Source organism: Promicromonospora sp. NPDC060204 (assembly GCF_042728455.1).
In the GTDB taxonomy this organism is placed as follows: Bacteria; Actinomycetota; Actinomycetes; order Actinomycetales; family Cellulomonadaceae; genus Promicromonospora.
The window spans coordinates 1-21,366 of record NZ_JBHWZO010000029.1; the positions used below are offsets into that span (position 1 = coordinate 1).

Below are 21,366 nucleotides of genomic sequence, written 5' to 3' on the forward strand. Positions count from 1 at the left end.
CCTCAAAGGGGAGTTCCGGTTCCGGTTCGGGGTCGGGTCGCTGGAAGCGCACCTTGCCGAGGCCGCCGCCCACGGGCTGTCCGTGTCGGTCGTGGACCGGCCCGGCACCGCCGTCGACCTGGACACCACCGACGACTGGTCGCAGCTCCCGGACGAGGTGCGGGCCGCCGTCGGCGCGCAGGTGCCCGGGCTGCTGTAGTCCGCGAGTCAGCCGACCGAGCCGGGCACGGGCCCCGTACCGGCACCCGCGACCCCGGCCGCAGCCGCGGCCCCGGCCGCAGCCGCCTCGACCGCCGCGCGCAGGCCCCGGATCGCCGCCGGCAGCCGCGCGTCGGCCAGGTTCCCGTAGCCGACGACGAGCACGGTCGAGCGAGCCGACGGCGCCGCCTGGTACCGCCGCAGGTCGACCAGCGCGACGTCCCGGGCCGCCCCCTCGCGCACGACGGCGGCGGCGTCGACGACGACGACGGCGTCGACAGCGGCAACGTCCACGACGGCGGCGTCGACCCCGTCCGGCCCGTCCACGACAGCAGCGTCGTCCCCGCCCGCCCCGGCCACCCCGACCCGCACCCCGGCCAGGTCCACCGTCACGTGCATCCCGGCCGCGATCCCGCCGATCCGCGCGCCGGGCAGCTCGCGCTCCAGGGCGGTCAGGAGCGCGGCCCGGCGTCGGGCGTACCGGGCGCGGGCAGCGCGCAGGTACCGCGCGTAGGCGCCGTCCCCGACGAACCGGGCGAGCGTGAGCTGGTCCAGCGTCGCCGGTCCGGGCGCCGGCCCGCGCCGCACGGACACGTCCAGCACCGGGGCGCGCCAGCGCCGCGGGACCACCATCCAGCCGATGCCGAACGCCGGGGCCAGCGTCTTGCTCGTCGAGCCGAGCAGCAGCACCCGGTCCGGGTCGAGGCCCTGGAGAGCGGGTACGGGCCGGCGGTCGTAGCGGAACTCGGCGTCGTAGTCGTCCTCGATCAGCAGCCCGTCCACCTCGCGCGCCCAGTCGAGCAGCGCCGCGCGCCGCTCGTCCGGGAGGGCCGCGCCCAGCGGGAACTGGTGCGCCGGGGTGAGCAGCGCGGCCCGGGCCCCGGTGCGGGCGGCCTCGGCGCGCAGCCGCCCGGGCGAGATCCCGGCGTCGTCCACCGGGACGGGCACCGGGGTGAGGCCCGCGGCGGCGGCGACGTCGCGCAGCGCGGCCCAGCTCGGGTCCTCGACGAGCAGGTGCGTGTGGCCCGCCGCGGCGAGGGCCGCCGCGATCCGGGACATGCCGTCGGCGGCGCCCCGGGTGAGCACCACGGCGTCGTCGGGCCCGGAAACGATCCGGGAGCGCCGCAGGTGGGTCGCCACCGCCGCGCGGGCCGCGGGGTGCCCGGCGGGCGGCTGCGCGCCCAGGTCCTGGTTGGTCGCCTCCGCGAGCGCCTCGCGGGCCGCGCGCAGCCAGGCGTCGCGCGGCACGTGCCGCAGGTCGGGCACGCCGGGGGCGAGGTCGTGCGTCGCGCGGTCGGGGGCGCGCTCCAGCCGCGCGGCGGGAGCAGCCCGCCGCCGCGCGCCGTCGGGAACGGCCACCGGCGCGACCGCCGCGACCCGGGTCGCCGACCCGGTGCGCGCCTCCAGCACCCCCTTGCCCACCAGGTGCCCGTACGCCTCCGTGACCACCCACCGCGAGATGCCGAGGGCGTCGGCGAGCGTGCGGCTGGGCGGCAGGGCCGTGCCGGGGGCCAGGCGGCCGGAGGCGATGTCGCCGAGGATCGCCTCCTCCAGCCGGTGTCGCAGCGCGCCCGGACCGGGGGCCGGCGCGATCAGCACGTCGGCAGAATTGGTCTGGTCCGGGGCCATGGCATTGGACCGTAGCACCAGACCGATCTCTCCCTAGCGTGGTGCGTGCCGGGCAGGAGCCCGGGAAGAGAGCCGCCGAAGGAGCTGACATGCGGTACCGCACGCTGGACAACGGACACACGTCGTTCGAGGTGTCGACGCTGTGCCTGGGCACGATGTGGATGGGCACCCGGACGGACGAGGAGACGTCGTTCGCGATCCTGGACCGGTTCGTCGAGGCAGGGGGCACGTTCCTCGACACGGCCAACAACTACAACTCCTGGGGCGAGGGGTACGGGCGCGACTCCGAGGACGTGCTCGGCCGCTGGCTCGCCGCGCGGGGCAACCGCGACGAGCTGCGGATCGCGACCAAGCTGGGCGCGGCCAAGAAGGACCCGGCCCTGCCGCTGTCGGGCACGCCGCCCACCAACTACCAGGGCCTGGGCGCCGCGACGATCGACCGGGAGGCGCGCGAGAGCCTGCGCCACCTGGGCCTGGAGCACATCGACCTGCTGTACGGGCACGTGGACGACCGGGACACGCCGCTGGAGGAGACGGTCGGCGCGTTCGGCAAGCTGGTCGACGAGGGCATCGTCGGCATCCCGGGCATCTCGAACGTCGCGCTGTGGCGGGTCGTCGAGGCGCGGGAGACCGCCGCGCGGCTGGGGGTGGCGCCGTACGGCGCGGTGCAGCAGTGCCACAGCTACCTGTACCCGCGCCCGCAGCCCATCCGGACCAACTGGGCCTCGCCCGAGCTGCTCGACTACGCCCGGTCCACGGGCACCGACGGCCGCCCGGGGCTCACGGTCATGGCGTACTCACCGCTGCACCAGGGCGTGTTCACGCGCGACGACAAGCCGTTCTACGACGGCGCGGACCACGCGGGGTCCCGCGCCCGGATCGCCGAGCTCCGGGCCGTGGCCGCCGAGCTCGGCGCGACGCCCAACCAGGTGGCACTCGCGTGGCTCCTGGGCGGCGAGGTGCCGGTGGTCCCCGTGTTCGGCGCGAGCAGCGTGGCGCAGCTCGACGAGGCGCTCGGCGCGGTGGACCTGGTGCTCGACGACGACGTCCGGGCCCGGCTCGACGCCGCGTGACGCCGGGCCGCGTGACGCCGGGCCGCGTGACGTCGGCCGGCGTGACGCCGGGTCACCACCCGCCGCGGTGCACCACCTCGTCGAGGGGCTTGCGCCGGCGGCGGGTGGGCGAGCCCTTCGCCCCGCCGTCGGCCGGGTGCCCGACGGCGACGACGCCGGTGATCTCGAACTCCTCCGGGATGCCGAGCTCGGCCCGGACCGCCGGGACCTGCGCCGGCTGGACGCCGAAGAAGCAGGCGCCCAGCCCCTCGTCGACGGCGGTCTGCAGCATGAGCAGGGACGCCATGCCGACGTCGACGTGCCAGAACGGGACGGGCCAGCGGGCCTCGTCGAGGTCTTCCCAGCCCTTGTCCTTCTCGGCGTACCGCCGCAGGTAGGCGGCCTTGGACGCGAGCGCCAGCACGATCACGGGGGCGGTGCGCATCCCGCCGAGCCAGGCCGACATGTCGCGCTCCGAGTCGTCCGGGGTGGACGCCGCCCAGAACCGGTCGCGGTCCTCGGGCGTCTCCAGCACCACGAACGCCCAGCCCTGGCTGAACCCCGCGCTCGGGGCGCGAACGGCGTTGCGGGTGATCCGGTCGACGGCCTCCGCCGGGACGGGTTCGGCGGTGAACTTGCGGTGCATCCGCCTGGTGCGCACGACGTCCTGAAACTCCATGCCCGCATTCTGCCCCGGCGGCGACGGCGGCGAACGTAGGCACAGTCGCTCCATGGCCGCTCAGAGTGCGACCAGGCCTACGTTCGGCGTCCCACGAAACTGGTTGCCGTGCGGCCGCGTGCGCGCCAGCCTGGGGGCATGACTCTTCAGGCGATCGAGCAGGCGACGCTGCCGTACGGGAACTTCGAGGGTTACCTCCACGGGTCCGAGGTGTCGGTCATCTTCGAAAAGGTGGCCCAGGACGGCACCGGCCCCCGGCTGCACCGGCACCCCTACTCCGAGACGTTCGTGATCCGGTCCGGCCGGGCCCTGTTCACCGTGGACGGCAAGGAGTTCGAGGCCGTGGGCGGCCAGATCCTCGTGGTCGAGGCGATGGTGCCGCACAAGTTCCGGACCCTCGGCGCGGACCTCTACGAGGCGGTGCACATCCACGCGAACGACCGCTTCGAGACGGAGTGGCTGGAGTAGCGCCTACAGCCGGTCGGCGATGACCTCCAGCAGCGACTTGCCCTCGACGCCCATGAGGTCGAGGGCCTGGGTGCGGCAGGAGAAGCCGTCGGCCAGGTAGGTGGTACCCGGGGCGGCGTCGCGGAGCGCGGGCAGCAGCGCGTTCTCCGCGACCGCCACCGACGTCTCGTAGTGCCCCTTCTGCATGCCGAAGTTGCCGGCCAGGCCGCAGCAGCCCGCGAGCACCTCTATTTGTGCGCCGCCCTGCTCCAGCAGCGCCTGGTCCGCCTCGTACCCCATCACGGAGTGCTGGTGGCAGTGCGGCTGCACCACGGCCGAGACGTCGGCCAGCGAGGGCAGCTCCCACTCGTCCGGGGTGTCGTCCGAGGTCAGCAGCTCCGCCGCCGTCCGCGTCATGCGGGCCACGGCCTGCGCGCGCGGGTCGTCCGGGAACAGGTCGATCAGGTCGGAGCGCAGCACCGCGGTGCAGGACGGCTCCAGCCCCATGATCGGGATGCCGTTCACCGCGTACGGCCCCAGCACCTCCAGCAGCTTCAGCAGCCGGCGCCGGGCGCCGTCGAGCTGGCCGGTCGAGATCCAGGTCAGGCCGCAGCACGCCTGCTCGTCCGGCACGATGACGTCGAACCCCGCTGAGGTCAGCACCTTCAGGGCAGCCTGCGGGACCGTGGGCGAGAGCGCGTCGCTGAACGAGTCGGTCCACAGGACCACCTTGGGCTTGGTCGCGAGCCGCGCCGCCGTCCTGCCCTCGCGCCCCGGCTCGCCCGTGACCGGCAGCCCCGGCACGCCGTGCGTCGCGCCGCCGCGCGCCCACCACTGGCGGAACGGCACCTCGGCGAACTTGGGCATCGACCGCCGGGTGTCCATGCCGCCCGCCCACAGCACCGCCTTGCCGATCCACTTCACGCCCAGCAGGGCGTTGACCAGCTCCGGGACGGCGCCCGCGAGGCGCGCCCAGCGCGGCAGCCAGCCCAGGGCGTAGTGGTCCACGGGTCGCAGCTTGCCGCGGTAGGTCCGGTACAGGACCTCCGACTTGTACTGCGCCATGTCGACACCCGCGGGGCAGTCGCTGGAGCAGGCCTTGCACGACAGGCACAGGTCCAGCGACTCGCGGACCTCGGGCGCGGCGAGGCCGCCGACGAGGGTGCCGTTCACGGCCTCCTGCAGCACGCGGGCCCGCCCGCGGGTCACGTCCTTCTCGTCCTTGGTCGCCTGGTAGCTGGGGCACATGAACCCGCCGGCCGCCGAGTTGTCGGCGCGGCACTTGCCCACGCCCACGCAGCGGTGCACGGCCGTGGTCAGGTCGTTGTGGTCGTGCGCGAACGAGAACCCCTCGTACCCGGACTTGCGGCGCACACCGTGCCCCGAGCCCTTGCCGACCAGCGGCAGCTTGGTGCGCACGGCCGCGGCGGCCGGGCGGCGCAGGTCGTCGTCCACGGCCCGCGGCCGCACCACGACGCCCGGGTTGAGCAGGTCCTTCGGGTCGAACAGGGCCTTGAACTGCTCCATCAGGGCGATGGCCTCGGGCGAGTAGATCAGGGGCAGCAGCTCCGAGCGGGCCCGGCCGTCGCCGTGCTCGCCGGACAGCGACCCGCCGTACCGGGCCACGAGCTCCGCGGCCTCCGTCATGAAGGTGCGCAGCACCGAGCCCGACGTCTCCAGCGGGATGTCGATGCGCAGGTGCACGCAGCCGTCGCCGAAGTGCCCGTAGGGCAGCCCGTCCACGCCGTACCGGTCCATCAGCGCCTGGAGGTCGCGCAGGTAGGGCCCGAGCTTCTCGGGCGGCACCGCCGAGTCCTCCCAGCCGGGCCACGCCTGCTCCCCGGCGGGCGTGCGGCCGGCGAGCCCGGCGCCGTCGGCCCGGATCTGCCACATCTTGGTGGCGTCCGGCCCGGCGGGCAGGACGGCGGAGTCGAGCGCCGTCGACGCCGCGACGATCGCGTCCGCCCGGCCCAGCGCCTCGGCCTGCGACGAGCCGCCGACCTCGATCATGAGCCAGCCCGTGACATTCGGGTCGCCCGCGCCGGGCAGCGGCGGCACCGACGTGGCGCCCTTGGCGCGCCGCACGACGTCGACCAGGCGCGCGTCGAGCCCCTCGATCGCGAGCGGCTTGTGGTCCAGGAGCCGCGGGACGTCGTCGGCGGCCGTGGCCATGTCCGGGTAGCCGAGGACGACGAGCGTGGGCGCGCCCGGCACCTCGACCAGGTTGAGCTCCGCCTCCAGGACCGTGACGAGCGTGCCCTCCGTGCCCACGAGCGCGCGGGCGAGGTTCGACCCGTTCTCGGGCAGGAGGTGCTCCAGCGAGTAGCCCGACACCTGGCGGCCGAACCGGCCGAACTCGGTGCGGATCAGCGCGAGGTTCTCCCGGACCAGCTCCTTGAGGCCGGGCACGTCGGCGAACTCCGGGTCGCCCGAGCCCGCGGTGAAGCGCCGTCCGGCGCCGTCGACCACGTCGAGCGAGACGACGTTGTCGGCCGTGCGCCCGTAGGCGACCGCGTGGGGGCCGCAGGCGTTGTTCCCGATCATGCCGCCGAGCGTCGCCCGGTTCTGCGTGCTCGGGTCGGGGCCGAACCGCAGCCCGTGCGGCTTGGCCGCCGCCTGGAGGGTGGACATGATCGTGCCCGGCTGCACGCGGGCCGTGCCGCGCTCCGGGTCGATCGAGAGCACCTGGTTCAGGTGCCGGCCCAGGTCGAGCACGACGCCGGGTCCCACGGAGTTGCCCGCGACCGACGTGCCGGCACCGCGCGCCGTGACCGGGACCGCCAGCTCGCGCAGCGCCCCGAGGGCCGCGACGACGTCGTCGGTGCTCTCCGGGAAGACGACGCCCTCCGGGACCACGCGGTAGTTCGACGCGTCCGTGGAGTACTCCGCGCGGCGGCGCGTGCTGATGTCGACGGCGCCGTCCACGACGGTGCGCAGCGCGTCGGCGACCGCCTCGCGGGCGGCCTCCGCGGCGTGGTCCGCCTCGCGGCGCGCAGCCTTGCGCCGCTCCTCGCTCTCGGCGTGGCGGCGCTCCGCGTCCTCGGCAGCGCGGGCCTCGGCCTGCTCGCGCGCGGTGCGGGCGGCCTCGGCGTCGTCGGCGGTGTGGCCCTTGTCGTTCATGCCGTTCAGCGGTCGGGCGTCGTCGTGGGTCTGAGGTGGCACCCCGCGATTCTCGCACCACGGGGCCGCAGATCGCGTCAGGCGTTCACGGGCGCGTGGCGCGCCCGTGAACGCGCTGATCAGCCTTCGAAGGTGACGTCGAGCGTGATCTGGCCGACGCCGGTCAGCGCCTTCGAGATGGGGCAGCCGACCTTGGCGGCCTCGGCGGCCGCCTTGAAGCCCGCCTCGTCGATGCCGGACGCGAAACCGCGCACGGTCAGGGCGCTCTTGCTGATGTAGAGCCCGCCGGCCGGGTCCGGGCCGAGCGTGACCACGGCCGAGACCTCGATCTGCTCCGGCGTGGCGCCGGCCTGGCCCAGCTCGTTCGTGAAGGCCATCGTGTAGCAGGACGAGTGCGAGGCGGCGAGGAGCTCCTCGGGGCTCGTGACCCCGTTCGCCTCCTCGGCGGCGCGCGCCGGGAACGACACGTCGTACGTGCCGACGCCGGACGACGAGAGCTCGACCTGGCCCTTCCCGTCCTGGAAGGTGCCGTTCCAGGCGGTGCGAGCGGTACGTGCTGGCATGGTGCACTCCTTGAAGATCGCGTTGTGACCTCGGACGGGTCCCTGCGTGCCCGACCCTACGACGCCCGCCGGGCAGTCGCGTCACGGCGTGAAGTCGAGAAGCTCCTCGTCCACCGCGAGGACGGTCCAGCTGCCGCCCGCGGCGTCCGCCAGGTGGTACGCGGGGACGATCAGCACGGCGCCGTCCGGCAGGGTGTAGCGCACCTCGGTGAGGTCCGCCGAGACGATCGTGACGTCCTCCACGGGCCACGCGATCGGTCCGCCCGGGGCGGGCTCCTCCGCGGGGGCGTCGCCGTCCGACCCGGACCGCCCGGCCCCGCGCGCCGCCGGCGCGAACCGCGGGTCGACCAGGCGCTCCACGGCCGCCTCCTCGCTGACCACCGGGTACGTGCCGAGGCTCTCGCCGTCGGCCGAGCGCACCTCCGCCGTCCGCGGCGTGTCCGTGAGCCCCACGCCCGCGTGGAACACGAGCCGCGTCGCGGAGACCAGGTCGCCGCCCGCGTCGAGCGGCTGCACCCCCTCGGTCGTGCCCTCCTCCGGCGCGCCCAGGACGGCGGTCGGCCCGTCCTCCGTCCGGGACTCCGCCTCGCCGGACCCGGCGTCGGCCCCGGACTCGGGCGCCGCGCCGACGTCCTGCGCCGTGGTGGCCATCTCCAGCCCGGACTCGCCCGCCAGGTAACCGCCGCCGCCCGCCGCGACGATGCCCGCCACGGCGGCGGCGACCAGCCACGGCGTCCGACGGCGGTGCCGCCGCACGGCGACCTCGTCCACGCGCGTCGTCCCGGCGGGTTCCCGGCCGGCGGCCTCCCGCCACGACCCGGAGCCGGCACCGGACCCGGACCCAGCCCCCGACCCCGACCCCGACCCCGACCCGGAGATCAGCGCGTCGACCTTGGCCCGGAGCACGCCCTCGACCGGGTCGGGCGCACGCCTCGCGGGGTCCGCCGCCGTCAGACGGTCGAACGCCGGGTCCTCCGGCCGCTGGTGCTCGTTCATCGCTGTCCCTCCGTGCCGTGCCCGGCTGCGCGCCGTCCACACCCTCTACATGTGCTCATGCGTCCACCGCTTGCTCGTGCGCGTCCCACGCGTCGCGCAGGCGGGCCCGGGCCCGGGACAGCGCGGCGTCGGCGCCGCCGCGGGAGACGCCCAGCACCTGGGCGAGGTCGTCGCCCGACAGGCCGTCCCAGGCGACGAGCAGGAGGATGCGCCGGTCGCGCGCGGACAGCCGGGACAGCACCTGGCGCACGGCGTCGTCGTCCACGGCGAGCGTCGCGGGGTCCACGTCGTCGGGCTCGTCGGGAACGACCGCGACCGGCAGGGCGCGCATCTTGCGCCGGTGGTTCGCCAGCACGTAGCCGGCGGTGCGGTAGAGCCAGGGCAGCGCCGCGGCGTCGGGCACGTCGTCGCGCCGCCGCCACGCGGTGGCGAGCACCTCGGCGGCGAGGTCCTCGGCGTCGGAGGCGCGGCCGCCGTCGGGCAGCCGGCGCACGAAGTAGGAGTAGAGGGCGCGCGAGTGCGCGTCGAAGAGCGCGCCGAACCAGGCCTCGTCGTGCTGCGGCGGTTCGTCGTGCGGGGCGCCGGGGCTGTCGTCCACGACCTCACTCTGTCGCGGGTGCCGGGTTCCTTGCACCCCCGGACACAGGAGAACCCCGGCGGGGACAGTCCGTCCCGCCGGGGTTCTCCGTCAAGGTGCCTCAGGGCCCCTCAGTTCAGCAGGCCCCCAGGTCCTGCCACACGCCCCACTCGCCCGTGGTCCCGGGCGTCTCGCCCTGGGTCCACCACTTGGCGCGCCACTCGTGGTCGCCGTGCGAGACGGTGTTGCCGCCCACGTAGACGGCGGAGGCGCTCCAGGCGGCCGAGGCGCAGGCCTCGCCCGGCGGGTCGGTCGGCGGGTCCGTGGGCGGGTCGGTCGGCGGGTCGGTCGGGTCGGTCGGACCGCCGCCACCCTCCACCGGACCCGGGGTCCCGGAACCGAGCACGTTCCACAGCGCCCCGGTCAGCGCGCCGGACCGGTCACCCGACAGGTCCCACCACATGGCGCCGCCGAGCCCCTCGGACCGGATGTACTGCGCCTTCTTGGCGACCGACTGGTCGTTGTCGTAGGACCACCACGTGTTGCCGTCGTGCCGCCAGGCGGCGCCGAGGTTGGCGTCGTAGTACCCGGTGCCCACGTTCTTGATCACGTCGTAGTCGTTGATGCCGGCCTCCCACTGGCCGGGGGCGGCACCGGTCGCGGTGCCCCACGCCGCGGACGACGTCGCACCGGTCCAGCCGCGGCCGTACATCGCGAGGCCGAGGCCGAGCTGCGCGGGGTCGATCCCGGCGTCGGTGTACGTCCGCACGGCGAGGTCCGCGCTGAACTGCCGGGCCTCCTCCCGCGGGTCGGCGGGGTCGTGGTAGAGGTTGCCCTGGTGGCCGGTGAGCGCCGGATCCCAGGCCCCGTGCAGGTCGTAGCCCTGGACGTTGCCGAAGTCGAGGTAGTCGAAGACCTCGGGGTCGTTCCAGCCGCCGTCCTCGACGTCGGCCGGGTTGGCGGGCAGGAACGCCGAGAGCTCGTAGTCCTTGCCCGTCGTCGCGCCGAGGGCGTCGAGCTGCTCACGGAACTCGGCGAGCAGCAGCTTGAAGTTGCGCGCGTCGTTGGCCTCGTCCACGTGGTTGCCCACGTTGCCGTTCTGCGAGCCGGGCCACTCCCAGTCGATGTCGAACCCGTCGAAGACGCCCGCCGCGGCACCGGTGCCACCGCGGCCGTCGATCACCGGCAGGTTGCCCTTGATGAACATGTTGACGCAGCTGGAGACGAACTTCTGGCGCGAGGCGTCCGTCGCCGCCGCCAGCGAGAAGTTCTTGGACCAGGTCCAGCCGCCGATCGACATCAGGACCTTGAGGTCCGGGTGCTTGGCCTTGAGCTGCTTGAGCTGGTTGAAGGAGCCGGCCAGGGGCTGGTCCCACGTGTCGGCGGCGCCCGAGACCGAGGTGGCCGCCGTGTACCCCATGCCGTAGTCGGCCCAGGCGTCGCCCGCGCCGTCGGACCCGTTGGGGCCCTCGCCCTGCGCCTTGTTGGCCTCGAAGCACTCGAGGTTCTGGTGGTGGATGTTGGCGAAGGCGTAGTTGATGTGGGTCAGCTCGTCGGCCACACCGGACGTGTCGAGCTGCTTGACCTGGTAGCCGCGGCCGTACACGCCCCACTGCGTGAAGTAGCCGACGCTGCGGAAGCCGTTGATGGCCGAGGTGCTCGCCGCGGTCCCGGCCTCGGCCGCGTTCGCGTCCCGCAGGCCCACGCCCGCCACGGCGGCCGAGGCTGCCACCGCGAGCGCGGCCACCCCCGCAAGTATTCGTCGGGTGGTCTTACTGGCACCTGATAGCGGTTGGTACGTCGAGTCCATCGTCTTCCCTCTCTGGTCCGGTCGTCGATCCGGCAACGGTGGTCGCGCTGGTCATGCTCCGTTAAAAGTAAGGAAACCTGCGTTAACGGGAAATAAGGGGATTCCACACGGTGGGACTACGTAGTGATACGGGGCGGTCGACGCCGGGTTGTTTCGGTGTGAAACCTTCGCCACCGAAACAAGTTCGTGCGGTATCGGGTACCCGGACGGCACGAGGAGGGGCAGGATCCCAGGACCGGGGCCGTACCGCAGCAAAAGTCGCACGCCCAGGTTGATGCGGGTGAAACGTGTGGAGGTCATACTTGCGAGCACCGTGAACGAATCCGGGAGGCTCGACGATGACCGCGCTGCCGCAGCAAGTCGTTTTTCCGCTCCCCCTCGGTGACCGCACCGTGGCCCCTCACGTCGCGTGCGAGCTCACGCGCGTGGTGGGTGACGAACCTGGATGTGTGGACCAGACAGCACGGATGCTCGACGAGGAGCATCTGGTCGGGACGGCGCTGATGCCGGACCCGCTGCCTGCCGCACGTGCGGTCCGCGAGGCCGTAGGCCCGCTCGGCCTCGACGACGACGCACGCCGTGTGCTGCTCGTCGCCGCAGTCGCCGTCGTGGACCGCACCGAGCTGTTGCTCGCCGCGTCGGGCACAGACATCGACACCCTCATGGCCGGCCCCGCCGGCCGCCACCTCCATCTCGTGGGCGGCCGGTTCCGCTTCCACCATCCGCGCATCCGGTCCGTGGTGCACGACGACGCCGACCTCGCCTCCCGCACCGCGGCCCACGTCGCGCTGGCCGAGGTGCACCGCAAGGCCGATGAGCCGCTCATCGCGATGTGGCACACGGCCCTGAGCACGCTCGCGGGCGACCCGCTGCTCGCGGACGGCCTGGTCGAGCTCGCCGAGCAGCACCTCGCGCGCGGCGACGTCCACCGCGCGCACGAGGTGGCGCGCGAGGCCGCGAGCCACGGCACCGACCGGGTGCGGTCGCGCGCCTTCGCGGTGGCCGGGCGGGCGGCCCTGTGGGCGGGGCACGTGCACGACGCCGTCGTGTATCTCCGCCGCGCGACCAGCCCCTCGGACGCCGGCTCGTCCGCGGCCGGCGCGCCCGACGCCGCCCGCTCGCTCGGCGTCGCGCTGGCCCTTCTGGACGGGCGGCCCGACGCCGTCGTCCCCGAGGACGCCGCCGGACCCGACCGCGCGGCGATCGCCGCCGCCCGCAAGACGATCCGGCTGCTCGACGGCGCGCCCGGCGAGGCCGCCGCGATCCTGTCGGAGGTGGCCGAGCTGGCCCCGGCACGCCAGCCGGGCTGGTGGTTCGACGGGCCGGACGAGGCCCTGACCCCGCTCGCCGAGGCGCACCTCCGGGTGGCGCAGTCGTACCTGGCGCTGCGGCTCGGCAACATCACCGAGGCGGCCTCGGTGCTCGACGACGCCGTCGAGCGGCTGCCCGTGGCCCTCGCCTTCGGCGGGCTCGGGATCGCGCTCGCGCGCCGCCTCGACCTGGTCCGCGACGGGCACCTCCGGCGGCCGACCGCCGCGCTGGAGGCGTCGGTGCCCGGCCAGGTCGCGCCGGTGGTGCGGGCGGCCACGCTCGGTGACCGGGCCCAGACCGCCGTCTTCGACGGGCGCTGGGTGGAGGCCGCGACCCTGCTCGGGCTCGCGGCCGAGCGCGGCGGCGACGAGCTGCGCCGCCTCTGGCTGCCCACGCCCGACCCGGTGGAGCTGCTGGTGCTCGCCGGGCAGGACCGGGCCGCGCGCCGCTCGCACGAGCGGCTGCGGCTCCGCGTGCTGCCGTCCGTGGGCTCCGACCCGGGCGGCGGCTATCCCACCGCGACCGGCCACGCCGGAACCGGGCACCCGGTCTCCGGCCACGCCGGGCCAGGTCTCGCCGGACCCGGCATGTCGGGCGGCGGCTTCTCGGGCGGGCCCATGCGGCGCCGTCGGCTCGACCTGGCGCGCGCCGAGCTCGCGCTCGCCGACGCGTCCGGCGTGAACCGGGCGCGCGAGCGCGCGGTGGAGGCGTCGCTGCGCGTGGGCTCGACGTTCGAGCGGGGCCTCACGGAGCTGGTCGCCGCCCGCTCCTTCGCCCGGCTGGGCCTGCCCGGCGACGCCGCCGCGCACCTGCTCGGCGCCCACGAGCTCTTCGAGGAGTCGGGCGCCAAGGCATGGGAGCACATCGCCGAGCAGGCGCTCACGACGCCGGGGTTCGTCCGCGAGGCGCCGGGCCAGGCGGGCCCGGCGCCCGGGGACGGCGGCGGCCGCAGCCGCGCAGCCGAGGCTCCCCCGCGCCCCGACGTCAGCCGGCCGCGCCGGGAGCTGGCGGGGCCGGTGCCGGCCGAGGCGCCGGGCGAGCCGGTGGTCGACGCCGGGGAGGAGCTGTGCGGGCAGTGGACCGACCTGCTCACCGAGCGGGAGCTGGACGTCGCGCGGCTCGTGGTGCAGGGCCGGACCAACCGGCAGGTCGCCGCGAACCTCTACGTGTCGGTCCGCACCGTGGAGGTGCACCTGGGGCGGGTCTTCCGCAAGCTCGGGGTGCGCTCCCGCACGGAGCTGGCGGTGCTGGCCCTGCGGGGGTAGGCCCGGCTCAGGCCTCCAGGAGGATGGTCACCGGGCCGTCGTTGACCAGCTCCACCTGCATGTCGGCGCCGAACCGGCCCGTCTCGACCGTCAGGCCGCGCTCGCGCAGCGCGGCCACGACGGCGTCCACGAGCGGTTCGGCGACCGGCCCGGGCGCCGCCTGGTTCCACGTGGGGCGGCGCCCCTTGCGGGCGTCGCCGTAGAGCGTGAACTGGCTGACGACGAGGACCGGCGCGCCCAGGTCGGCCACCGACTGCTCGTCCTGGAGGATGCGCAGGTCGGCGATCTTGCGGGCGATCGTCTCGACCTGGGCCGGGCCGTCGTCGTGCGTGACGCCGACCAGCGCCAGGATGCCGGGCTTGTCGATGGCACCCACCACCTCGCCGTCGACCACCACGGACGCACGAGTGACGCGCTGGAGCACCGCCCTCACCGGCGGCCCTCGGCGTACTGGTCGGCGAAGACGGCCCGGACCTCGCCGACCGGCCGGCCACCGCCGAGCACGGGCACGCGGCCCAGCCCGTCGAGGCCGCCGGGGTACACCCCCGGCAGGCCCGCCGCACCGGCGGCGCGCAGCGCGGCCGCGAGGATGGCGGGACGCGCCCGGGCGGACCCGTCGAGCACCTTGAACGCCAGCGCGGAACCGTCGGGCAGGCCGGCGGCGTAGACGCCCTCGGCGCCGTCCTTGGCGACCAGGCCCGGCACGGCCTGCATGGCGAGCGTGACGTCGCGGCCGGTGCCGCCCACCATGTCGGGGTGCGCGGAGATGGCCCGGGCGGCCCGCGCCTCGTGCGAGCGGACGTCCTCCGTCGGCGCCGCGCCCAGGGTCGAGAAAGCACGCGCCAGGCCGAGCAGCGTCGTGGAGAACAGGGGCGCGCCGCAGCCGTCGACCGTGGTGTGCATGACGAGCTCGGCGTCGCCGGTCAGCTCCAGGATCGTGCTGCGGACCGCCCGCTGCAGCGGGTGCTCGGGCGACAGGTACGTCTCGATGTCCCAGCCCTGCGTGAGGCAGGTGGCGAGCATCGCCGCGTGCTTGCCGGAGCAGTTCTGCGCGAGCGGCGCCGGACCCGGCCCGCCGTCGTGCGGTGCGATGTGCCAGTCGAGCGCGGCCGGCGGGTAGAGCGGCAGGTCAGGGGTGTTCTGGAGCGCGCCGGAGCCGAGGCCCACGGAGCCCAGGATCTGCAGCACGCCCTCCAGGTGGAACTGCTCGCCGTTGTGGCTCGCCGAGGCGAGCGCGAGCAGCCGGTCCGGCAGCTCCAGGCCCGCGCGCAGCATCGCGAGGAGCTGCAGCGGCTTGAGCGACGACCGCGGCCAGACCGGCGTGGTCGGGTTGCCCACCTGGAGCACCGGCCGGCCGGACGGGTCGAGCACCACGAGGTGCCCCAGGTGGACCGACTCCACGAGGTCGCCGCGGATGACCTCGGCCAGCGGCGCGGCGCCGTCGAGCACCGCGTCCGACGTCGAGGCCGCGCGACCGACCGCCATGGGCGCGGTCACCATCCGCCCTGCGGACCGCGCGGCTTGTTGCCCGTGCCGTACGGCAGCAGACGGGGGCGCACGTCGGCCCAGTAGACGATGGCCGGGACCACCGCGATCACGTTGAGGAAGGAGCTGGCCGTGATGAAGCTCGGCGGCAGCCCCAGGAGGCCGAGGACGGCGGCCACGCCGAGGATCGCGAGCCAGATCGGCTTCGACAGCTTGCCCTCGGACGTGTAGGCGTTGGCCGGACGACGGATCGCGTCGACCAGGGCGATGACCTGGACCGCGAAGACGATGACGCCCAGCACGATGAAGACGAACGTTTGGAGAGCTCCGAACACAGGACGAGCCTACGGCAACCGCGGCGGCGTCTCGCCTGGTCCGGGTGCTCAGCCGGCCGCGTGCTCAGCAGCCTTGCGCGCGTCGTCCTCGTGCCTGGCCCCGAACAGCATCGTGGCGAGCATCAGCATGAACACGACCCAGCCGAGCACGCCCGGGAGCCAGACCCAGGACCAGCTCAGGGTGGTGCCGACGATCAGCGCGACGACGCCCGTCAGGCTCCACACCACCACGGTGTAGATGCCGAACCGCGCGGCGGCCGCCGGGTCGCGGTCGAACCTGGTGCCCGCGGCCTGCGCGTGCACGGACTCCTCCGCGAGCGCCCACTGCTTCTTCCGGTTGGTGGTCGTCGCGGCGAGCCACGAGAGCAGCACCACGCCCGCCACGAGCACGACCCCGTCCAGGACGAGCCACCCGGTGGTCCCGCCGAACAGGTGCACCAGGGCGAGCAGTGCGCCCACCAGCACCAGGCCCCAGCCGACGCCGAACAGCGCGGCACGCCGGCGGGGCACCGGGTGGCTGGCCGTCGTCTCCTGGCTCAGCGAGCCGCCCACGACGGCGCCGAGCGCGAGCCCCGACACCAGCGCGAGCGCCGTGGGCAGCAGCGGGCCGAGGTCACCGTGCGCGTACCCGACCGCGGCGAACACCGTGCCCACCACGCTCGCCGCCAGCACTATCGACACCAGCACCACCGCCGCGACGAACGCCCCGGAGGCCGGGACCCGGTTCCGGGCCATCAGCTCGTAGGAGGACGGCGCGGGTCGCTCGGCGTCGCGGGGGCCCGCGTCCGCCTCGTCGACCAGCGCGCGCACGTCGCCCAGCTCGCCGACCGCGCGCCGCGCGGCGTCGTCGGGCGCCACGCCGCCGGCGGTCAGCTCGGCCACGCGGTCCACGAGGTTCGCGCGGATCTCCTCCTTGAGGTCCTGCACGTCAGGGGTCGTCGGGATGCCCGCGAAGGCTTCGTCCAGCAGGCGGTGCACCGAGATGTTCGTCATCAGGAACCTTTCAGGTCGAGGAGGGAGTCGATGGTGCGTCGCGTGGCCACCCACGCGTCCACGTTGCGCCGGTACACGGCACGCCCCGCGTCGGTGATGCGGTAGTACTTGCGGCGTCCGCCCTGGGACTCGTCGCCCCAGTACGCCTCGACCAGGCCGTCCTTCACGAGCCGCCGGTAGGCCGCGTAGAGCGTGGCCTCCTTGATCTCGTGGTCGCCGCCGGTCGTGTCGCGGATCTGCTTGTAGATCTCGAAGCCGTAGCGATCCCGGGCGCGCAGCACCCCGAGCACGATCGTGTCGGTGTGCCCGCGCAGGAGGTCGGCGGCGAAGGGGTCTATCACGCCAACTACTGTATCTGATCAAGTACCTGACGACAACAAGTTCTGTGCACAGCCGGTGGACAGGCGGCTACAGCTCGGGGAGCGCCGCGCGCGCCTCGCCCGGCGTCGCGCCCGTGGCCTCCAGCGTGTCGACCAGGGGCGACCGCAGCAGCATCACCAGGGACTGCACCTGCCAGTCGCCCTCGCCCACGGTCCGCGGGTCCACCTGGGCGGCCACGGTGGCCAGCACCTCGCGCGCCCGCGTTGCGTCGCCCCCGGAGCCGACGTCGGAGGCGAGGAGCCGCACGCCCGACGCGAAGCCCTCGACCAGCCCGGCGACCGGTCGCACGTCGTGCTCCCCCTCGACCACCGGGAGCACGCGGCGGGCCAGCACCCGCACCGACCGCATCGTGCGGTCGACGAGCACGGCCTGGTCCTCCAGCCGGGCGAGCTCGCCGCGGTGGATCCGCCCCACGGAGATCCGCGCCAGCTCGCGCGCGTCACGCGCGGCCTCCTGCCACTCGGCGAGCACCGGCTCCGAGGCCCGGCCGCGCACGAGGGCCGCCCGGACGTCGTCCACGTCGTCCGAGCGCAGCCCGCGGGCGAGCGTCTCCAGGGTCTCGGCGAGCTCGGTCACGGCCTGCTCGGCGAGCGCCCTCGGACGGCGCCGGGTGTCGCCGGGCGTGAGCAGCGCGACCGTGAGCGCGACGGCGCCGCCGACCAGGGCGTCGGTCCACCGGCCGAGCGGCCCGCCGGAGACCTGGGGCAGACCCACCACGATGATCGCCTGGACGCCGGCCTGCGTGACCAGGAGCGCGCCCCGGTCGATGAACCGCGCGGCGACGGCCGAGATGAACAGCACCAGGCTGAGCTGCCACCAGCCCGAGCCGATCAGGTGCACGATCAGGTCGCCCATCGCGACGCCGACCGCCACGCCCACGGCCATCTCGGAGACCCGGCGCACGTCCCGCTGCGCGGTGAACCCGAGCAGCACCCACGCCGCGACCGGCGCGAAGAACGGCTGCTCGTGCCCCAGCACGTACCGCGCGATCAGGTACGCGACACCCGCGGCGAGCGACGCCTGGGCGATCGGGATCAGGCTCGCCCGCGCGCGGGTCCAGCCCTGCCGCAGCCGGGTGCGCAGCATGAGCGTGCGCATGGCCTTGCGCCACATCTCGTCGGCCGGGCCGGGCAGTGAGGTCACGGTGGCATCCTGCCACCCGGCCTCACGGACGTGTCAGATGAGGCTGGCCGGGCCGCGCAGGCCGCGGGTCAGGGGGCCGTGGGACTCGGGCCGGTCCACCGACACGCCGTCACCCGGCACGATGATCTCCTGCGCCGCCGACACCTCGATGGCCTGCCCCGAGACGTCGCCGGACACCATGAGCTCGGTGTCCTCCGGGACGTTCCGCTTGAGCACCGCCAGGCCGATGGGGCCCAGCTCGTGGTGGCGCGCCATCGACGTCAGCGTGCCCACGACCTTGCCGGGCGCGCCGTCCGACGACGGGAGGCGCACCTCCGCGCCGGCCTCCGGGAGCAGGTGCTGCGAGCCGTCGAGGTGCAGCATCACGAGCCGGCGCGGGGGCCGGCCGAGGTTGTGCACGCGCGCCACGGTCTCCTGGCCGCGGTAGCAGCCCTTGTTGATGTGCACGGCGGTGCGCAGCAGGTCGAGCTCGTGCGGGATGGTGCGCTCGTCGACCTCGCGCGCCTGGCGCGGGCGCCAGGCCTCGACGCGCAGGGCCTCGGTGGCCCAGGTGCCGGCGAGCGGCCAGCCGGCGGCCTCGCGGGCCGCGACCTCGGACTCCAGGTCGGCGCGCGGCACCAGCACGAGCCGCCAGGGGCGCATAGCGCCGGGGTGCTCACCCTCGGGCGGCCCGTAGCGCGTACCGCCGCCGACGACGTGCGGCCAGGCGTCGTGCCAGGTCACCGGCTCGCCCTCCGCGCCCTCGGCGGCCACGGGCTCGCCGATCGCCGCCCACTCGTCGGTGGCGTCCGTGATCTCGACGCGCAGCGTGAACTTCATGCGGTCGAGCCAGCCGGCCAGGGCGGGCGCCGACTCACGCTCGGTGATCAGCCAGGTGGCCTCGCCGTCGTCCACCACGCCCGCGACGTGCTCGATGTGGCCCTGCGGCGACAGGACGAGCAGCTCCGTGCTGGTCCGGGGGGCCAGGTCCGCGAGCTGCTGGGACGTGATCGAGTGCAGCCAGCTCAGCCGGTCGGGGCCCGCGACGCGGACGATCCCGAGGTGCGACTGGTCGACCACCGCCCCGCCGCGCGACAGCGCGCGCTGCTCGGCCGTCGGGTCGCCGTAGTGCCAGGCGACCCCGGCGTCGGGCCCGGCGGCGGCGACCGCGCCGCGCCGGCTCAGCAGGGGGCTCTCGTAATCCATGCTCACCTCAGGTGCAGCGTCGTGGGCGGGCGGGGCATTCCCGTCCGCGTCGGGTTACTGCCGGTCCAGCTCGGCCGAGGCGTACGAGCGCAGCGGCTCGCCGAACGCGGCGAGCTCCTCCACCCACAGCAGGCGGCCCTGGACCAGGCCGTACAGCCGCTTCGACGCCCGCACCTCGGACGCCGTAGACGTGCGCGCGATCGCGTCGGAGGCCAGGTCGATCCGCCCGTTGCCCACGGCGCCGATGTAGACGGTGATGCGCCCCGAGGCGTCGGCCACGAGCACCTCGAGCGCGTGCTTGTTCTCCTCGAGGCCGTCGGGGCGGTCCGAGGAGACCCGCCAGTAGCCGGTCTCGGTGGACCAGACGGTGCCGGCCTCGCCGACCTCGGCCTCCGGCGCTGCCTGCTCCGCCGGGTCCGACTCGGTCGGGTCCGGCACCGGTGCCGGCCACTCGCCGTCGTCGGGCAGCTTGTCGGGGACGACGCTCTCGAGCACCCGCAGCGTGGACTCGAACCGCAGGTACGGGCCGCCGTCGTGGTCGAAGACCAGGTCCTGCACGAAGGTCTTCTTGCCGATGCCGGGGTAGTCGATCACACCCTCGCCGCGCCAGCGGCCGACCAGCCAGGCCAGCGGGTACACCTCGGGCGAGAGCCCGTCGGGAAAGGTGAACGTCATCAGCGCTGGCCGGTGTACAGCTTGTAGACGACGTAGCCGGCGAACCAGGCGACCGCGACTGCGACCGCCACGATGAGGCCGGTGAAGATGAGCTCAAGGGCGTGGATCGACATGGTGCCGATCCTAACGTCCACGGCCTACAGTCGGCCCATGCGCCCGCTCGTGATCAAGACCACCTCAGGCCTGGACCGTCCCGAGGCCACCAACCAGGCCTTCACCGTCGCCGCGGCGGCCGTCGCGTCCGGCGCTGAGGTGAGCCTCTGGCTCACCGGCGAGTCGGCGTGGCTCGCCCTGCCCGGCCGCGCGGCCGAGCTGGAGCTGGAGCACGCGACGCCCCTGCCCCAGCTCATCGAGGTGATCCTGGGCGCCGGCACCGTCACGGTGTGCACGCAGTGCGCCGCGCGCCGGGACATCACCGAGGCGGACGTGCTGCCCGGCATCCGGATCGCGGGCTCGGCGCTGTTCACCGAGGAGATCCTGCGGGACGACGCCCAGGCGCTCGTCTACTAGGCGGCGCTCGACCGTCAGGCGCGGACCAGGCCCGACCGGCGCAGCAGCAGGTACAGCTCGCACCCGAGGCACAGCCCGACGACGGCGTTGAGCGCCGCCGCGACGAACGCCGCCGCGGCCGCGATCGGCACGGCCGGGAGCACCCCGAAGAAGCCGAGGATCACGCCGACGCCGGTGACGAAGAGGCCCACGCCCTGCGCGAAGCGCGGCGGACGGCGGTCCTCCATCTCCGTGGGCGGGCTCAGCCGCGGTCGCACGAACCGCTTGTAGAGCAGGCCCTGCCACGAGCCCTCGGCGCCGCGCACCGTGCCGAGCACGAAGCTCAGCATGATGAACGTCAGCAGCCACAGCCCGGCGGTGCTCGCGCCCAGCAGCACGACGGCGGCCAGCAGCACCGCGGTGATGCTCGCCCCGACGCGCGGCCCCCGCGGGTCGATCCCCTTGCTCGCGTTCATGAGTGCGCCTCCCCCTCTGTCTCCAGCGCTGCCGCCGGAACCCGGCTCAGCGCCTGTCGCGCCTGAGTGTCGGACACCACGCCGCTCATCCGGGCCACCTCGCGGCCGCCGCCGTCGACCACGAGCACCGTGGGCGTGCGCAGCACGCCGAGGGTGCGGACCAGGTCGAGGTGGTCGTCCACCAGCACCTCGCGGTGCTCGACGCCGGCGCTCGTCCCGGTCAGACCGCCCAGGACCCGGGACGTGGACCGGCACGCGGCACACACCTCGGCCGAGAACTGGACGAAGGTCACCCGGTCGGCGAGCGCGATCCCGGAGGAGGCCCAGTCGATGCCCACGGGCGTCTCGCGGGGCGCGCGGACGGCGCCCTGACGTGCCGACCACCACACACCGAGCGCGGCAGTACCGAGCACCAGGACGACGAGCGCGATCACCTGTCCCAACATTCGCCCCACCCTGCCGTGCCTCGCTCGTCCAGACAAGTCCTCGTCCGCGATATGGATCCGCCATGAGGCCGGTCACAGTGCGGGGCCCTGACCTTCTCGGGTGCCCGCCCA

21 protein-coding genes and 1 pseudogene are annotated in these 21,366 nt (G+C 74.7%); 5 read left to right on the forward strand and 17 right to left on the reverse strand.

All coding sequences use genetic code 11. From position 1 onward, the window contains the following. Positions 1–199, forward strand: a pseudogene (locus ACFWEJ_RS06185) (2-phospho-L-lactate guanylyltransferase); the annotation flags it as partial. Positions 200–207: 8 nt separating this feature from the next. Here ACFWEJ_RS06185 and ACFWEJ_RS06190 read toward each other — a convergent pair. Continuing rightward, on the reverse strand, positions 208–1,827 hold the full coding sequence (locus ACFWEJ_RS06190; RefSeq protein ID WP_377228322.1) for a PLP-dependent aminotransferase family protein: 1,620 nt from the start codon (positions 1,825–1,827) through the stop codon (positions 208–210). An 89-nt stretch (positions 1,828–1,916) separates the two neighbouring features. On the opposite strand from ACFWEJ_RS06190, the gene ACFWEJ_RS06195 reads away from it, so the two are divergent. Next, positions 1,917–2,900: an aldo/keto reductase gene (locus ACFWEJ_RS06195; protein WP_377228323.1), complete on the forward strand. Its 984-nt coding sequence runs from the start codon at positions 1,917–1,919 to the stop codon at positions 2,898–2,900. 52 nt (positions 2,901–2,952) lie between these two features. Here ACFWEJ_RS06195 and ACFWEJ_RS06200 read toward each other — a convergent pair whose 3' ends face one another. Beyond that, positions 2,953–3,558: a nitroreductase family protein gene (locus tag ACFWEJ_RS06200; RefSeq protein WP_377228324.1), complete on the reverse strand. Its 606-nt coding sequence runs from the start codon at positions 3,556–3,558 to the stop codon at positions 2,953–2,955. Between the two features lie 138 nt (positions 3,559–3,696). Here ACFWEJ_RS06200 and ACFWEJ_RS06205 point away from each other — a divergent pair, with 138 nt between their 5' ends. After that, positions 3,697–4,026, forward strand: coding sequence for a cupin domain-containing protein (locus tag ACFWEJ_RS06205; RefSeq protein ID WP_020017913.1), 330 nt, complete (start codon positions 3,697–3,699; stop codon positions 4,024–4,026). Positions 4,027–4,029: 3 nt separating this feature from the next. Here ACFWEJ_RS06205 and ACFWEJ_RS06210 read toward each other — a convergent pair whose 3' ends face one another. The 5 genes from ACFWEJ_RS06210 to ACFWEJ_RS06230 form a co-directional block, all read right to left on the reverse strand. After that, a complete protein-coding gene (locus ACFWEJ_RS06210; protein ID WP_377228351.1) occupies positions 4,030–7,125 on the reverse strand; it encodes an FAD-binding and (Fe-S)-binding domain-containing protein in 3,096 nt (1,031 codons plus the stop codon). Between the two features lie 119 nt (positions 7,126–7,244). After that, the gene (locus ACFWEJ_RS06215) at positions 7,245–7,688 is read right to left on the reverse strand and encodes an OsmC family peroxiredoxin (protein WP_377228325.1); all 444 of its coding nucleotides are present in this window, start codon (positions 7,686–7,688) and stop codon (positions 7,245–7,247) included. Positions 7,689–7,769: 81 nt separating this feature from the next. After that, on the reverse strand, positions 7,770–8,684 hold the full coding sequence (locus ACFWEJ_RS06220; protein WP_377228326.1) for a hypothetical protein: 915 nt from the start codon (positions 8,682–8,684) through the stop codon (positions 7,770–7,772). A 55-nt stretch (positions 8,685–8,739) separates the two neighbouring features. Beyond that, positions 8,740–9,282, reverse strand: coding sequence for an RNA polymerase sigma factor (locus ACFWEJ_RS06225; protein ID WP_377228327.1), 543 nt, complete (start codon positions 9,280–9,282; stop codon positions 8,740–8,742). A 115-nt stretch (positions 9,283–9,397) separates the two neighbouring features. Then, positions 9,398–11,008 carry a glycosyl hydrolase family 18 protein gene (locus ACFWEJ_RS06230; RefSeq protein ID WP_377228328.1) on the reverse strand — a complete coding sequence of 537 codons (1,611 nt, stop codon included), beginning with the start codon at positions 11,006–11,008 and terminating at the stop codon, positions 9,398–9,400. A gap of 512 nt (positions 11,009–11,520) precedes the next feature. On the opposite strand from ACFWEJ_RS06230, the gene ACFWEJ_RS06235 reads away from it, so the two are divergent. After that, positions 11,521–13,647, forward strand: coding sequence for a LuxR C-terminal-related transcriptional regulator (locus tag ACFWEJ_RS06235; protein ID WP_377228329.1), 2,127 nt, complete (start codon positions 11,521–11,523; stop codon positions 13,645–13,647). 7 nt (positions 13,648–13,654) lie between these two features. On the opposite strand, the gene dtd is transcribed toward ACFWEJ_RS06235, so the two are convergent. From dtd to ACFWEJ_RS06275, 8 genes are all read right to left on the reverse strand, one after another. Continuing rightward, complete coding sequence (gene dtd / locus ACFWEJ_RS06240) at positions 13,655–14,080, reverse strand: D-aminoacyl-tRNA deacylase (RefSeq protein WP_377228330.1); 426 nt, start codon at positions 14,078–14,080, stop codon at positions 13,655–13,657. Continuing rightward, positions 14,077–15,132 (reverse strand): asparaginase, encoded by a 1,056-nt coding sequence (locus ACFWEJ_RS06245; protein WP_377228331.1) that lies wholly within the window; start codon positions 15,130–15,132, stop codon positions 14,077–14,079. Before ACFWEJ_RS06245 ends, dtd begins: the two co-directional genes overlap by 4 nt. 8 nt (positions 15,133–15,140) lie before the next feature. Beyond that, entirely contained in the window at positions 15,141–15,467 is a 327-nt protein-coding gene (locus ACFWEJ_RS06250) for a DUF2516 family protein (protein ID WP_377228332.1), read from the reverse strand. Between the two features lie 48 nt (positions 15,468–15,515). Beyond that, positions 15,516–16,460 (reverse strand): permease prefix domain 1-containing protein, encoded by a 945-nt coding sequence (locus tag ACFWEJ_RS06255; protein ID WP_377228333.1) that lies wholly within the window; start codon positions 16,458–16,460, stop codon positions 15,516–15,518. Next, a complete protein-coding gene (locus tag ACFWEJ_RS06260; RefSeq protein ID WP_377228334.1) occupies positions 16,460–16,801 on the reverse strand; it encodes a PadR family transcriptional regulator in 342 nt (113 codons plus the stop codon). Before ACFWEJ_RS06260 ends, ACFWEJ_RS06255 begins: the two co-directional genes overlap by 1 nt. A 67-nt stretch (positions 16,802–16,868) precedes the next feature. After that, entirely contained in the window at positions 16,869–17,984 is a 1,116-nt protein-coding gene (locus tag ACFWEJ_RS06265) for an aromatic acid exporter family protein (RefSeq protein ID WP_377228335.1), read from the reverse strand. Positions 17,985–18,017: 33 nt separating this feature from the next. Beyond that, entirely contained in the window at positions 18,018–19,169 is a 1,152-nt protein-coding gene (locus ACFWEJ_RS06270) for a YgfZ/GcvT domain-containing protein (protein ID WP_377228336.1), read from the reverse strand. A 54-nt stretch (positions 19,170–19,223) separates the two neighbouring features. Then, positions 19,224–19,844, reverse strand: coding sequence for an FABP family protein (locus ACFWEJ_RS06275; RefSeq protein ID WP_377228337.1), 621 nt, complete (start codon positions 19,842–19,844; stop codon positions 19,224–19,226). Positions 19,845–19,994: 150 nt separating this feature from the next. On the opposite strand from ACFWEJ_RS06275, the gene ACFWEJ_RS06280 reads away from it, so the two are divergent. Further along, positions 19,995–20,354 (forward strand): DsrE family protein, encoded by a 360-nt coding sequence (locus ACFWEJ_RS06280; protein ID WP_377228338.1) that lies wholly within the window; start codon positions 19,995–19,997, stop codon positions 20,352–20,354. Positions 20,355–20,368: 14 nt separating this feature from the next. On the opposite strand, the gene ACFWEJ_RS06285 is transcribed toward ACFWEJ_RS06280, so the two are convergent. Together ACFWEJ_RS06285 and ACFWEJ_RS06290 are read right to left on the reverse strand one after the other, a co-directional pair. Next, a complete protein-coding gene (locus ACFWEJ_RS06285) occupies positions 20,369–20,809 on the reverse strand; it encodes a DUF4395 domain-containing protein (RefSeq protein WP_377228339.1) in 441 nt (146 codons plus the stop codon). After that, entirely contained in the window at positions 20,806–21,255 is a 450-nt protein-coding gene (locus ACFWEJ_RS06290) for a TlpA family protein disulfide reductase (protein WP_377228340.1), read from the reverse strand. The genes ACFWEJ_RS06285 and ACFWEJ_RS06290 overlap by 4 nt, the downstream gene beginning before the upstream one ends. Between the last annotated feature and the right edge of the window lie 111 nt (positions 21,256–21,366).